Below are 13883 nucleotides of genomic sequence, written 5' to 3'. Positions count from 1 at the left end.
TGTGTGAATAACGCCCTTGTTGCGGCGCAGCACACAGTCTAGGGGGGCGCAGAAATTCCTGCACCTCTTTTCCAAAATGAGAAATCTTATGTCTCGCGACCTACGCAATATCGCGATTATCGCTCACGTTGACCATGGCAAGACCACTCTGGTCGACCAGCTTTTCCGCCAATCCGGCACATTCCGCGAAAACCAGCGCGTCGAAGAACGCGCGATGGATTCTGGCGATCTGGAAAAAGAGCGCGGGATCACTATCCTTGCCAAATGCACCAGCGTTGAGTGGGAGCATAACGGCACCACGACACGCATCAACATTGTCGACACCCCTGGTCATGCCGATTTCGGTGCAGAAGTTGAGCGCATCCTTAGCATGGTCGACGGCGTTATCCTTCTGGTGGACAGCGCAGAAGGGGCGATGCCTCAAACCAAGTTCGTGACCGGTAAAGCGCTCGCCCTTGGCCTGCGCCCGATTGTGGTCGTCAATAAGATCGACCGTCCCGATGGCCGCCCGCAGGAAGTCTTGGACGAAGTGTTCGACTTGTTCGCATCGCTTGATGCCAATGACGACCAGCTCGACTTCCCATCACTCTTCGCATCCGGCCGCGATGGTTATGCCAGTGACAGCGAAACCGCGCGCGAAGGCTCGCTCGATCCGCTGTTCAAGCTCATCACCGAACACGTCCCCTCACCCGGACTTGATGTAAGCGGTAAGTTCAGCTTCCTTGCGACGCTTCTCGACCGCGACAATTTCATGGGCCGTATCCTGACGGGTCGCGTCCAATCGGGCACGCTGAAAGTCAACGATCCGATCCACGCCATCGACAGCGACGGCAATGTCGTCGAAGCTGGCCGTGCGACCAAGGTGCTGTCCTTCGACGGGCTCGATCGCGTTCCAGTGGAAAGCGCGCAGGCAGGCGACATCATCGCGCTTGCCGGACTTGAAAAGGCAACCGTTGCCAACACCATTTGCGATCCATCGGTGAACGAACCCATCGAAGCTCAGCCGATTGATCCGCCAACGCTCGCCATGCGTTTTGCCGTCAACGACAGCCCGCTTGCCGGACGCGAAGGCGATAAAGTCACCAGCCGCATGATCCGCGACCGCCTGTTCCGCGAGGCGGAAACCAACGTTGCGATCCGCATTACGGAAAGCGCCGACAAAGACAGCTTCGAAGTTGCAGGACGCGGCGAGCTTCAACTCGGCGTTCTGATCGAAACCATGCGCCGTGAAGGCTTTGAGCTTGGCATTAGCCGTCCCAAAGTGCTGCTTCGTGAAGAAGACGGCCAGAAACAAGAGCCCTACGAGACGGTTGTCATCGACGTGGATGATGAACACTCCGGCACCGTGGTTGAGAAGATGCAACGCCGCAAGGCCGACCTCACCGAGATGAAACCATCGGGCCAGGGCAAAACCCGCATCACTTTCTCCGCCCCATCACGCGGACTAATTGGTTATCACGGCGAATTCTTGTCCGACACGCGCGGTACAGGGATCATGAACCGCCTGTTCGAGAAGTACGGCCCCTACAAAGGCCCCATCGAAGGGCGCAATAACGGTGTCCTCATCTCCAATGGTGACGGCGAATCCAACGCCTATGCTCTCAACTTCCTTGAGGAACGCGGCGAATTGTTCGTCGGTCCATCGATGAAGCTGTATGAAGGCATGATCATTGGTGAGAACGCAAAGCCTGATGACCTTGAAGTCAACCCGATGAAGGCAAAGCAGCTCACCAACATCCGTTCCTCGGGTAAGGATGACAGCATCCGCCTAACACCGCCGCGCCGCATGACACTGGAACAGTCGATTGCCTACATCGACGATGATGAAATGGTCGAAGTGACACCGCAAAGCATCCGCTTAAGGAAGAGCCTGCTGTGCCCACACGAACGTAAGAAAGCGAAACGCTCGAAGGCTAGTTAAGCAAGCCCTTAAGCCAATCGTCCCATCACAAGGTCTTCCTTGTCCTTCATCGCGCGGGTTATGAACTCCATGACCGCACGAATGCGAGGCGTTTCGCGAAGGTCAGGGTGGGTCAAAACCCAGAATTCTTGTTGAGGCACCGGTGGATCATCCGCCAGCCTCACAAGTTCCGGCACTGGATCGGCCATAAAGCAAGCTGCTCTGCCAAGCCCTAGACCGTTTGCAAGTGCTTGATACCGGGTGACGATATCATCGATCATCAAAGCGACGGGGGCATCAGGATAGGGTGACGCTTCACGCCAATCAGGCCACATTCCATCTGAGGTTGGCGCAATCCAGCGCAACTTTTCGCGCGGGGTGTTCACCAGATAATCACGGTGCGCGTAATAGGTCACGCAGTTGGGAAAAAGGCGCCGTCCGACAAGGTGATCGGGCGGCTCCTTGGTTCCGCGCACAACGATATCAGCCTCCAACCGATCAAGATCGGCAAACCGGCTACTCGCCTCGATGGTTAAATCGATTTGTGGGAAGGCTTCGTGCAGGTCAAAGATATCTTGGAGTAACAAGTATTGTGCAACAGGTTCGGGCAAGGACAAAGTGACGATGCCCGACAATTCCTGATCGAGCGCCTTTTGATAGCGGGCACCGGCATGCGTCAGGCTTTCCATATTTGACGCCACACCGACCAAAGCGCGGCCCAAGGGTGTAACGCGATATCCTTCGGGATGCTTGTCAAACAGCTTGCCGCGCGCATTTTCGATCATCGCTAACCGGCGCGAGACAGTCGTATGGGTCAGTCCAAGGTCGCTGGCAGCGGCGCGCAATGTGCCCGCCCGCGACAAAGACAGTATCAATCGAAAGTCATCCCAATCGTTCATTGGAACGTTTTTGCACCAAGGTTCTCAGAAATCTAGCCGATACTTAATAGATAGCGTCAGGCATGGTGCGTATATCTACCAACATTCAATGGAAGACTACCATGTTCAAGTTCACGAAACACGCCCCCCTTCTGGCGGTCACTTGCGCCGCGCTCGTTGCTCTTGGTGGCACGGCCCACACATCATATGCGCAAGATTCCCACAATGCGGCGGCCCCAGCCAAGCAGGGTTTCACTTTAAAAGCCGGAAAAGGACAAATCATTCAATTGATCGCCCCTGATGCGCGCGAAGGCGCCCAAGAAGCGCGGCAGACCTATTACGATAGCACCAGTCCGCTGTCCCAACCGCTGGGCTTTACCCGCATCGGCCAGCTCAATGTCAGCCGCAAGGTCATCAGCGATTTTGACCCAGGCGCGTTCATCTTCTTCTCATGGCCTGACGAGGCCTCCTATAAACAATTGCAGAACGATCCGCGCTGGCCTGCGCTTTCCACAACCCGTCCCGATGGCTGGGATGAGCTCAAAATCTACAGTTTGAAATTGGAAGATGACCTCGCGATCGAATTTGATCCGAACAAGCACTACACTGTCGTCGTTGCATGGCTCGAAGGCACTGATGACTATGACCGCTATCTCGACGGAATTGAGCCTGCGATGGAACGCGCTGGTGGTCGGTTTGTCTACAAAATGCGGGGTGCCACAATGGAAGCGCACAACTCACCTCCCGGCGCTCCGGGTCAAATCACCTTTGTCGAGTGGGACAATGAGGACGGTTTTGCCAAGGTACAACAATCACCGGAATATCAAGCACACCAACAATTCTTCCGTACCGGTGTCGAGCGGTTTGAATTCTACTGGCTGAAAACAAACAGTTGATGTTGGCGGGAGGCCGAGCCCTTGGGCCTCCCGCTTCATTACCTGGCTCTAGGCCGCGTTCTCGCCGTCGTAGCTCTCCCGCGCGGCATCGATATTCGATAGATTGGCAAGCGCCCACATCCCCAGAGCGTTAACTGGGCAGAGGGCTATGCTCTCTGAATTTGGAGCACCACTTCACCGGCAAGAACACAGGCGCATTTACGGGCGCATTGAGAGACGCATTGAGAGGCGATTGTGGGGTAATCCCGGAACCCTGCTGGGAGGTCTAACGCGGCTTAAACAGGCCACGCTTCACCCGCCCTCATGTTCTTCAACCCAAGAAGTTAGCTTGGCCGTTTGATGCGCTCACACCGCCATCCACTGGCAAGTTCACGCCGGTGATAAAGCTTGCGTCTTCGCTGGCGAGGAAGGCCGTTGCAGCAGCAATGTCTTCGGGCTCACCCACGCGTTTTAATGCCATGCGGTTGAGGACCATCTTCATCGCCATCTCATTGCCGGTGATCTCATCCACCATGTCCGAACGCGTGACCGATGGATTGATCGCATTGACCCGCACGCCCTTGGCACCGACCTGCAAAGCCAGACCGCGAGTAAGATTGGTCACGGCGCCTTTGGAGGCGTTGTAGATCGGCAGCATTGAATCGCCGCCCGTGCCAGAAACGCTTGAGATGTTCACGATCGAACCCTTGGTTTCGATCAAGTGCGGGATCGCAGCACGGCACAAATAGATCACACCTTTGACATTAATATCGATGATGCGGTCGATCTCAGCATCATCCGTCTTGTGGAGGATACCGCCACCGCCAACCCCTGCATTATTGACGAGGCAATCCAGCCCGCCAAAGCGTTCGACCGTTTTGGCCACAATTTCATTTGCGAAATCCGACTTCGACACATCACCAGCCAAGACCAAAGTTCGCTTTTCATCAAGGCTTGCCGCCACGCCTGCGCATTTCTCTGCGTTGCGCGCGTTGATAACAACATTGGCACCCTCATCGTGAAAACGGCGGGCGATCCCTTCGCCTATTCCGGTTGATGAGCCAGTGACGATCACAGTTTTGCCAGTGAAGCGTTGCGAGTGTGCCATTTGGTTGTCCTTTGAATGTGCGCGTGTTCACTCTGGCTTATCGCAACATGGAGATTGCGCAAGTTTTGTTGCCGTGGCCAAGCTTCTTGACCGCCGCGTTCCGCGAGAAAGTCACTTTTTTGCTCATCCCACTGTAACCTTCAGAACAGCGCCATCGAAACTCATAGAAAGTTCGGCTGTTTTGCCGTCCATGCCCTACGGAGTTTTTGAAGAATGACCCGCCTTTTCCTAGCAATCGCCGTTATTGGCGCGCTCATCATTGGCGCAACCCAGCTTACTGCGCGGGCGAGCGCTGCGGATTGGCACACCTATGATGAGGCTGAGTTCATGATGGCCCAAAAGAAAGGCAAGACAATCGTTGTTGATGTCTATGCCGACTGGTGTCCGACATGCCGTGCGCAGGCCCCAATCCTTGATGAACTGCGAGCCGAAAAACAAACCAGTGAGATTCTTTTTGTGAAGGTCAATTTTGACGACGAGAAGGCTTTTCTTCGCGCAAACCGAGTGCCGCGCCAATCAACCGTAATCGTGTTTAATGGCACGAAAGAAGTCGCACGTTCGATCGCGGAAACCAACCGTACGCGCTTACGCCGCGTGGTTCTGAACGCGCTTTAAAGCGTTCATTCCCGCGACAAAATCAGCCAAACACCTCAGGCAGTAATAAACTATGTTCGGCAGTGCATTTCTGTCCTTTGCGGCAGGGTTAGTGACGATCTTAAACCCATGTGTCCTACCCTTGGTACCAATTTTGGTGGCATCGGCTTTGGGCAAGAGCAAATTCGGGCCGCTCGCATTGGCGGGCGGCTTAGTCACAAGCTTCACTTTGTTTGGTTTCACGGTGATCGCCTTTGGCTATTCGCTTGGTATCAATGAACAGTATGTTCGCTTGTTTGCGGGCGGTTTGTTGGCGGTCGCAGGCTTGGTCCTGCTTATCCCCCAAGCGCAAGCGGCATTAAGCGCCGCCGCGGCACCTATTGCCAATTTCGGCAATCAGCGGTTGTCGTCCTTGAGCGGCGAAGGTTGGCATGGTCAGTTTGCGATTGGCCTTTTGCTGGGCGTGGTCTGGGCACCATGCGTTGGCCCGACTTTAGGCGTGGCAATTGCCGCGGCCAGTCAAGGGCAAGACCTACTTTCCAGCTTCTTGATCTTCCTTATTTTCGGGTTAGGCGTTGCCACGAGCGTACTCGCCTTTGCTTATGGTTCTCGAAAAGCCATGGGTGAACGACGAAAGACGCTCACCGTTCTTGCACAGTACGGTAAACCTTTGTTTGGAGCAGCGCTCTTGGCGGTCGGCCTGATGGTGGTCACCGGCTTTGACAAGGTGATCGAGATTGCTCTTCTGGATGCCCTTCCCCAATCGGTTATCCTGTTTACGACTTCGTTCTAAGACACACACTTTGCCAGTTCTCTCCCTTTGCAGCATAAGGCGTTCCTGCACCGCATTGGGAGGAAAAGAGCGATGAGCAAGACCGCAGCGTCAGGACCGCGCGTGACCGGATTAGGCGGCATCTTCTATGTCGCACCTGACCCGGAAGCGACCCGCGTTTGGTATCGTGAAAAGCTGGGAGTGGACGGCGAATACGGGCCTCAATTTGCTTGGGAAGACGAACCCAAGCAGAACCCCTACTCGCTCATCAGCCATTTCAAGGACGACCAATATATCAAGCCTGGTTTGGGCGGGTTCATGATCAATTTGCGCGTTGCCGATCTCGATGACTTTGTCGAGATTCTGAAATCACGCGGCGTCGAAGTGCTCGACACCGCTGACGAGGGCTACGGGAAATTTGCTTGGATTCTCGACCCCAACGGCATCAAGATTGAACTTTGGGAGCAGGTCGCCGACGAGACGCCGTAAACGGTTTCGCCGTTTTAGTCCCTCACACGGGTACACGGCCCCGGCACTTAGAAAGCGCCGAGGCCGTGCGGGTACCAAGGGCAGGATGGCTTTCGCTACTCGTAAGAGCGCCCTTCGCAGGATGGATGCTGGAAGTAGACCAGCATTTCTTAATCCGGATTAATGGTTCACTTGGGGTTCAATCTGAGGTTCCAATTTTGCCTCAAGTTTGAGACGGACGGCTTCGGCGGCATGGCGCGCGCCGAGTTTGTGCATCATGTTGGCACGGTGGATTTCGACGGTGCGCGGGCTGATTTCCAACTCACGAGCGATAACTTTATTACTGCTTCCTTGAGCGAGCCATTCCAAGACTTCGCGTTCACGGGTTGAGAGACTTGCGATCCGGTCGCGCGCTTCGATCATTCGGCGACGTGCTGCGCCAAAGACCTCAGCCTCTTTCTCGATCCGAGAGAGACAGCGTTCGAAACGGTCAGGATCAAGCGGGAGGGAAAGGTAATCAAGCGCCCCCGCTTTGATTGCCTCTACGATCCGTCCTGGCCGGGGATCGGTTTCAATCGCGATCAAAGGCAACCAAATGCCAAGTCGACTGAGCCGATCAAGGATCATAGAAACGCCGCCCTGATCAGGCAGATCGCGGGCAACAATGATCCCTTCTCGCGGTGGGTGAATGGATAATTCCGATATGTCGCCGTACACTTCCGAATGGTGGCCGAGTGAAAACCCGACGCGAGCCAATTCGGCGCGATGGCGACTATTGGAATCGATGAAATGGAGGGTGGCTTTGCGTGACATGCTTAGTGTCGTGCGCCTAGACGAGTGTTAATTCACGCAGCACATAACCCAATATGGAGGCTTACTATTCGTAAGTTCACGCAAATCGCTGAATAATCGTCAGTAATTAGCTCCATTACGAACCATTTGCCTGATCTATTTACTCAATTATCTGGGGATTAGTGGCGTTGACTTACTTCGAATCGAGACTGCAATCCGGCGGTCAGTGGAAAGCAGTCCTTAGGGCATCCCCCCATCCATTAGAAATCGAATCGAAATAGTCGCCCTCATGCGTGAACCCACGTTTGTGGGTTGAGGCAAAACCGTCTTTGCCGATCACCATAAGCTCAACTGGAAGAGCAGGCTAAAGCGTTCGTCGATTAGAACATCCATGAGAGCCAAAAAATGCCACACCTGCGGACGTCTACGTTGGCGCAACACAAGCCACCATCACACGCCGAGCAAGGATCAAGCGCAAAACTGTCGAACAACGGCGCTTGGATAACGAAAGGCAAGCCGCATGATACCAGCCAATCAGATGAACCAAATCACCCGCCGGTTTTGAACTGTCATATGCCTCAGACCATCGGATCGCGGCGGACAACCAAAGTTATCAACTCGCTTGCGATTTAGAGAGGCACCGAACCAAAACCCATTCGGTAAACACCAGCCCCATTCCATACCTGATATAGTTGCTCAGCCGAGTGCAGGAGAATTCTTGTGACCAAATTTTCGCCGTACCCCATCATGCTGAAACTTGCGATATCATGCATGTTCGCATGCATAGTGAGCGGGTCTGTTCCTTCTTATGCACAATCTGAAACCCCTGTCTCGCAGCAGTCAGCCAGCCACTTTGCAGATAGCTTCATCACCTTAAACATAGACTCTGAACATCTGGGCGAGGAACGTCCTGTGTTGGTCCGGCTGCCTACGGATTACGCTGCGACCGCGACAAAAGACTATCCGGTGCTTTTTGTTTTGAACGAGAAAAGCAATTTTGAGTGGGCAAGCTACATTGTCGACTTGCAAGCGTCCAAGTTCGGTATTGAGGATATGCTCATCGTCGGCTTGCCGCACATTGGGCAGTACACCCGTGACAATTATCCTTTCGCTGCGCCAAAAAACAACGAGCTCAACCCCCAAGCACAAAAGTACTCTGCTTTTATCAGGCAAGAAGTCATTCCACTGATTGAAGAAAGATACAGGGTGAACAATGGACGCACGATCATCGGGCATTCTTTATCAGGCTTGTTCGCAATGCACATGTTCACACAACACAATGATACGTTTTCAACCTTTGTGGCGCTCAGTCCATCCCTACATCAAGCGCCGCAGATGATCCCGCTCATGCAAGAGTTTCTCGGCCAACAACATAAGAGATCTAGCCAAATTTATATGTCGCTGGGTTCACTGGAGCATGGGCAAATCCAGCAAGGCTATGATGCTCTTGCGGACGTATTTCAGCAAACCGGGCAGCAATCAGGCAAATGGGAATTAAACCGTATGCCAAACACAGATCACCTGCTCGCCGCCTTTAAGGGCACATATAACGCGCTGGCTTGGATGTATGCAGATTATACCATTCAATCTGAGGCCGCCGAGACAATGCAGAAATCTGATTACATCTCACACTATGACGACCTTTCCGATCGCCTCGGCTACCCAGTCAAGCCGCGCAAGCGCCACCTTACGGGGTACGCTCAATTTATGGCGCGGAGGGTTGGAAATCGTCAGGCGGCGTTTACCGCACTGGACGTTGCAGCTCACTACTACCCTACAGCGACAGACATAGATACATTGCGAGAGGAACTTAATGCCCTACCGGCAAGGCAGTGAACTTCCTCGCATTTTTCAGTCGGCTGAATGATCGTTTTAGAGCGACTTAGGTCACTAATGCTGAGAAGCATCTGCTTATCTGAAGGCCCTGCATTCGGCCAGTCTATTTGGGCAGCCTACCTGGTATGTCGGTCGAGCTCGTTAACAACTGCGACGATGGCATTGGGATCATAAGTGAAACCAGAATGCGTGCAGCGAAGGGCAACCGCACGGTCGCGTTCGCCCGGTTTACCTGCGGCGCTGCGCGGACCGATCGCGCCGTCATTGGGACTCCAGAACGCGACCGTTTCGACATCGGGCTTTTCCGAGGCGTCGGTTTGAATTGCAGGTTGATCCACGCTTTCACCTGTGATCACAGAGTATAACCGCCAAATATTGTTGCTGCGCCGCGAGCCTGAAAAGGGCGAACCCATGGTGATGACCTTTGTGATCTGTTCGGGGTGCAGTTTTGCAAGTTCCCGGGCATAAAGCCCGCCAAGGCTCCACCCGACCAAAGCCACGGGCCCGCCGGTTTGATTGCACACATCGGCAAGGCGTTCTTCAAGCGCATCGAGTGTCGCTTCTGCAACGCCCCAATTGCGGCCTTGCCCCCAGTGTTTGACGGTGTGTCCCGCTTCTTCCAAACGGTCAGCCATATACTGCATGCGCGATGGTCCATGGCCAAAGCCAGGGAACAGGATGACGGTTTGCGGAACCCTGGCTTTGGGCACTTCGAATTGGCGAACCAGACGGCGCGCCGGCTCAATCAACAAATCAGCCTCGCCCATGAATTTGAGAAGGCTAGGCTTACCCTTTTCTTCGTCTGCATAATCGCCCGAGGCAAGTTGAATGCGGCGCGCAAGCTCGCTTTCATTCAGGGCCGCCTTGGAAGAGGCGAGGAAGTGCTCAATCTTTGACATTACGCCTCATATATAGACTGCACCGCCGAACGCATAGTGAAGTGCAAGACGGTGTGTTGGGGTCAGGCCAGCACCTCAGACGAAAAAGGCGGCCAGGTCTCCCCAACCCCCTTTGATAATCGGCAATAGCAAACGCTTACTCTGAGCATTCACCCACGCGCTTGCCCGCGCTTTTCGCTTTGATCTTCATCGCCCCCATTTCAGATCCTTCCATGGAGATTTCCATTTCCATGGAATAGCTTTCTTCGTCAAAAGTGCCGGTATTTGTGATATTAGCCGTGCCGGAATTAGGGTCGCTGCACGTCATCGCCATGTCAATTGAGCCGCCCGAAAACTCAAACTTTGAATATTCGCAGTCTGCAGCATCGCTGCCAGAAAACATCTCGGCCGCAGGCTCATTCGCTTGCTCTTCTGTAACACACGAGTTGGTTGTCGTCGTTTGTCCGCGCATAGATTGAAGCATTGGACCAATCATGCCGCGCGCTTCGGCTGGCAATTGGCTCTCGTCAAACTCGATATCGACGAATTCGACGGTGTTTTCCCATTCGCCTGGCGAAATCACGACATCGGACGCAGCCAGTGCATTTTCAGCCTCAGCTTGCGTAATTGTGCCATCACCATCTGCATCCGCCTCTGGCGCGCCGCCGCACGCACTAAGTGCAAACGCGGATACCAGCACCAGCGTGCCCATTGATTTACCTGTCATCATTTTTCGAGAATTCCTCCCACATTACTTGATAGCGTGAATAGAACGGCTGTCAGAGCTTCACAACAGGCATCTGATGTACCATATATGTTCGCATGTCAGAATTGGTCATCAGACGCGGGCTTGATGAGCCTGAAACAGGCGAGGATTTCACCCCGCACCGCCCGGCCCGTCCCGAAAAATCCATGCCGGGCAAAGCCTTCAAGCTTGTCTCGGATTATGAACCAGCAGGCGATCAACCTACCGCGATTGCGGAACTCGTGGCCGGAACCCGCGAAGGGGAACAAACGCAAACGCTTCTGGGTGTAACGGGGTCGGGCAAGACCTTCACCATGGCGTCCGTCATCCAAGAAGTGCAGCGCCCCGCCTTAATCCTTGCGCCCAATAAAATCCTCGCCGCGCAATTATACGGGGAGATGAAAAGCTTCTTTCCCGAAAACGCGGTCGAATATTTCGTCTCCTATTACGACTACTACCAACCTGAAGCCTATGTGCCGCGCTCTGACACCTATATCGAAAAAGAGTCGAGCGTGAACGAGGCCATCGACCGGATGCGCCACTCTGCCACGCGGGCTCTGCTTGAACGCGATGATGTGATCATCGTTGCCTCTGTGTCCTGCCTTTACGGCATTGGTTCGGTTGAGACCTATTCGGCGATGATCTTTGACATCAAAAAGGATGAGAGCGTCGATCAGCGCGAACTTATCCGTAAGCTCGTCGCGCTCCAATATAAACGCAACGATGCCGCCTTTACGCGCGGGTGTTTCCGGGTGCGAGGGGACAATTTGGAGCTTTTCCCAAGCCACTATGAAGACATGGCATGGCGCATCAGTTTCTTTGGCGATGAGATTGAAGAGATTGCCGAATTTGATCCTTTGACCGGAAAAACGGGTGCAAAATTGGACCGGGTACGGGTTTACGCAAACTCGCACTACGTGACGCCGGGCCCAACGATGAAACAGGCCGCCGAAGCGATTAAGTTTGAGCTTGCAGAGCGGCTAAAGGAGCTAGAGGCCGACGGGCAATTGCTTGAACATCAGCGGCTTGAACAGCGCACCCATTTCGATTTGGAAATGATCGCCGCCACGGGAAGCTGCGCAGGGATTGAGAATTATTCCCGTTTCCTCACCGGCCGTTTGCCGGGTGAACCTCCGCCCACCTTATTTGAATATCTACCGGAAGACGCCCTGCTTTTTGTCGATGAAAGCCACCAGACGGTGCCGCAAATCGGCGCGATGTCCAAAGGCGATCACCGCCGCAAGATCACTCTGGCAGAGCACGGCTTTCGTCTCCCAAGTTGTATCGACAATCGCCCGCTTCGTTTCAACGAATGGGACGCGATGCGCCCGCAAACCTTCGCCGTCAGCGCCACACCCGGCATTTGGGAGATGGAACAGACGGGCGGCGTTTTTGCCGAACAGGTCATCCGCCCCACCGGCCTAATTGACCCGCCTGTCGAAATTCGTCCGGTCGAAGATCAAGTGCAAGATTGCATCCAGGAATGCCTTGCCACCGCCAAGAAAGGCTACCGGACGCTCGTCACCACGCTGACCAAACGCATGGCGGAGGATCTTACCGAATTTATGCACGAGGCCGGCGTTCGCGTGCGGTACATGCACTCGGATGTTGAGACATTGGAGCGCATTGAGCTTATCCGCGACCTTCGCATGGGCGTTTACGATGTACTTATCGGTATCAATCTTCTGCGTGAGGGGCTGGATATTCCTGAATGCGGATTGGTCGCGATTTTGGACGCGGATAAAGAAGGTTTCCTTCGCTCAGAGACGAGCCTTGTCCAAACCATTGGCCGCGCGGCGCGTAACGTGGACGGCCGCGTGATCCTTTACGCCGACCGCATCACGGGCAGCATGGAACGCGCGATGGCCGAAACCGACCGCCGGCGCGAAAAACAGCGCGCTTATAACGAAGAACACGGCATAACCCCGCAAACGATCAAGCGTGATATCGCTGACATCGTCGCTCACACCGCAAGCCAAGACGGTGTCACAGTCGATCTCGAGGATGACGACACAAACAATCTCGTCGGCCACAATCTTCGTGCCTACATCGAAGACCTCGAAAAACGCATGCGCGATGCCGCCGCTAACCTTGAGTTTGAGGAAGCGGGACGCCTACGCGACGAAATCCGGCGGTTGGAGAATGACGAGCTGGGCCTGCCGGACACTGAGAAGAAAGCGCCCAAGGTTGGCCGTTCCGACGCTGGGCGACCGGGCACACGCAACACACGCTACGGCAAAAAGCGCACGAAGTTTATGGGCGGTAAGCCTTGACGCAATTCAAAAACTGAATCTATGCTCAAGATTATCGGTTTTTACTTGGTAACGTCTGAAAAAGGAAACTTGAAAAAAGGGGGGGTTATAATGAAGAGCAGAGTTTTGACTCGGATGGCAGTCGCTACCTCAATCATATTTTCGACGCCAACTATCGCACAAGCACAAGGGCAGCCACTTTGTGCGTTGGCTTCCCCAAATCACAATCCAAGAACTGACATTAATCCTTCTCCCGTCGCATGGAGTGCTATGCAAGATGTCAATTCGGTACTGTGCGGTCGCTTCGGATGTCCAAACTACTCGTTCTGGTCGAATCCTCAGAGTGGCAACGCGATGGCGAGCGTCACACCTCAAGGATACGTAATCCGTTACAATCCAGAATTTATGAACTCCGTCCTAGGACGACATGGTTCGGGCGCGACTACAGCGATCCTCGCGCATGAACTGGGGCACATAATCGATTTCGCAAGACGTCCACCACAACTCGAAATCAGTCGAGCGGATCGGGAGGCGACTGCAGACCAATATGCAGGATGTGCATTTGCGCTTGCCGGTGCGGGACGCAGCAATCTATTGCCGATGGCACGTACACTTCACGAGATGGGCGCGTCTCCTGGATATCCTACACCCAGTCAGCGGATCGCACTTGTGCTGAACGGTTACGATTCCTGCACCAGATAAAGGAAAGATAATCATTGCAGAGCCATATGGGCATCCGGACAGCCGCGTCATTTTGCTGCATGTTTTGCTTCGCCTGCAAACCG

General features: G+C 54.2%; 13 protein-coding genes. 8 read left to right on the top strand and 5 right to left on the bottom strand.

What is annotated here, in order from left to right; all coding sequences use genetic code 11:
• Nucleotides 1-88 precede the first annotated feature (88 nt).
• Nucleotides 89-1921, top strand: coding sequence for a translational GTPase TypA (gene typA, locus ABJ205_RS12670; RefSeq protein WP_348160767.1), 1833 nt, complete (start codon nucleotides 89-91; stop codon nucleotides 1919-1921).
• Between the two features lie 8 nt (nucleotides 1922-1929).
• Here typA and ABJ205_RS12665 read toward each other — a convergent pair whose 3' ends face one another.
• The gene (locus ABJ205_RS12665) at nucleotides 1930-2799 is read right to left on the bottom strand and encodes a LysR family transcriptional regulator (RefSeq protein ID WP_348160768.1); all 870 of its coding nucleotides are present in this window, start codon (nucleotides 2797-2799) and stop codon (nucleotides 1930-1932) included.
• Between the two features lie 101 nt (nucleotides 2800-2900).
• Here ABJ205_RS12665 and ABJ205_RS12660 point away from each other — a divergent pair, with 101 nt between their 5' ends.
• Nucleotides 2901-3674, top strand: a complete 774-nt coding sequence (locus ABJ205_RS12660; protein WP_348160769.1) for a DUF1330 domain-containing protein — start codon at nucleotides 2901-2903, stop codon at nucleotides 3672-3674.
• A 310-nt stretch (nucleotides 3675-3984) separates the two neighbouring features.
• On the opposite strand, the gene ABJ205_RS12655 is transcribed toward ABJ205_RS12660, so the two are convergent.
• A complete protein-coding gene (locus tag ABJ205_RS12655) occupies nucleotides 3985-4761 on the bottom strand; it encodes an SDR family oxidoreductase (RefSeq protein ID WP_348160770.1) in 777 nt (258 codons plus the stop codon).
• 213 nt (nucleotides 4762-4974) lie between these two features.
• Here ABJ205_RS12655 and ABJ205_RS12650 point away from each other — a divergent pair, with 213 nt between their 5' ends.
• From ABJ205_RS12650 to ABJ205_RS12640, 3 genes are all read left to right on the top strand, one after another.
• On the top strand, nucleotides 4975-5376 hold the full coding sequence (locus tag ABJ205_RS12650; RefSeq protein ID WP_348160771.1) for a thioredoxin domain-containing protein: 402 nt from the start codon (nucleotides 4975-4977) through the stop codon (nucleotides 5374-5376).
• A gap of 52 nt (nucleotides 5377-5428) precedes the next feature.
• The gene (locus tag ABJ205_RS12645) at nucleotides 5429-6148 is read left to right on the top strand and encodes a cytochrome c biogenesis protein CcdA (protein ID WP_348160772.1); all 720 of its coding nucleotides are present in this window, start codon (nucleotides 5429-5431) and stop codon (nucleotides 6146-6148) included.
• Nucleotides 6149-6220: 72 nt separating this feature from the next.
• Nucleotides 6221-6616 (top strand): VOC family protein, encoded by a 396-nt coding sequence (locus tag ABJ205_RS12640; protein ID WP_348160773.1) that lies wholly within the window; start codon nucleotides 6221-6223, stop codon nucleotides 6614-6616.
• A gap of 159 nt (nucleotides 6617-6775) precedes the next feature.
• On the opposite strand, the gene ABJ205_RS12635 is transcribed toward ABJ205_RS12640, so the two are convergent.
• Entirely contained in the window at nucleotides 6776-7408 is a 633-nt protein-coding gene (locus ABJ205_RS12635; RefSeq protein ID WP_348160774.1) for a LuxR C-terminal-related transcriptional regulator, read from the bottom strand.
• 699 nt (nucleotides 7409-8107) lie between these two features.
• Here ABJ205_RS12635 and ABJ205_RS12630 point away from each other — a divergent pair.
• On the top strand, nucleotides 8108-9223 hold the full coding sequence (locus tag ABJ205_RS12630; protein ID WP_348160776.1) for an alpha/beta hydrolase-fold protein: 1116 nt from the start codon (nucleotides 8108-8110) through the stop codon (nucleotides 9221-9223).
• 116 nt (nucleotides 9224-9339) lie between these two features.
• Here the strand turns inward: ABJ205_RS12630 and ABJ205_RS12625 are convergent, their stop codons facing one another.
• Together ABJ205_RS12625 and ABJ205_RS12620 are read right to left on the bottom strand one after the other, a co-directional pair.
• Complete coding sequence (locus ABJ205_RS12625; RefSeq protein ID WP_348160777.1) at nucleotides 9340-10122, bottom strand: alpha/beta fold hydrolase; 783 nt, start codon at nucleotides 10120-10122, stop codon at nucleotides 9340-9342.
• 136 nt (nucleotides 10123-10258) lie between these two features.
• Nucleotides 10259-10831: a DUF3617 domain-containing protein gene (locus tag ABJ205_RS12620; RefSeq protein ID WP_348160778.1), complete on the bottom strand. Its 573-nt coding sequence runs from the start codon at nucleotides 10829-10831 to the stop codon at nucleotides 10259-10261.
• A gap of 92 nt (nucleotides 10832-10923) precedes the next feature.
• Between ABJ205_RS12620 and uvrB the strand changes: the two genes are divergently transcribed.
• Together uvrB and ABJ205_RS12610 are read left to right on the top strand one after the other, a co-directional pair.
• Nucleotides 10924-13119, top strand: a complete 2196-nt coding sequence (gene uvrB / locus ABJ205_RS12615) for an excinuclease ABC subunit UvrB (protein ID WP_348160779.1) — start codon at nucleotides 10924-10926, stop codon at nucleotides 13117-13119.
• 333 nt (nucleotides 13120-13452) lie between these two features.
• Nucleotides 13453-13800, top strand: coding sequence for a hypothetical protein (locus ABJ205_RS12610; RefSeq protein WP_348160780.1), 348 nt, complete (start codon nucleotides 13453-13455; stop codon nucleotides 13798-13800).
• Nucleotides 13801-13883 lie beyond the last annotated feature (83 nt).

It is taken from the genome of Erythrobacter sp. (assembly GCF_039988855.1).
Taxonomy (GTDB): Bacteria; Pseudomonadota; Alphaproteobacteria; order Sphingomonadales; family Sphingomonadaceae; genus Erythrobacter.
Note: the sequence above shows the minus strand (reverse complement) of the source record. Positions and strands in the feature narration are given on the sequence as shown.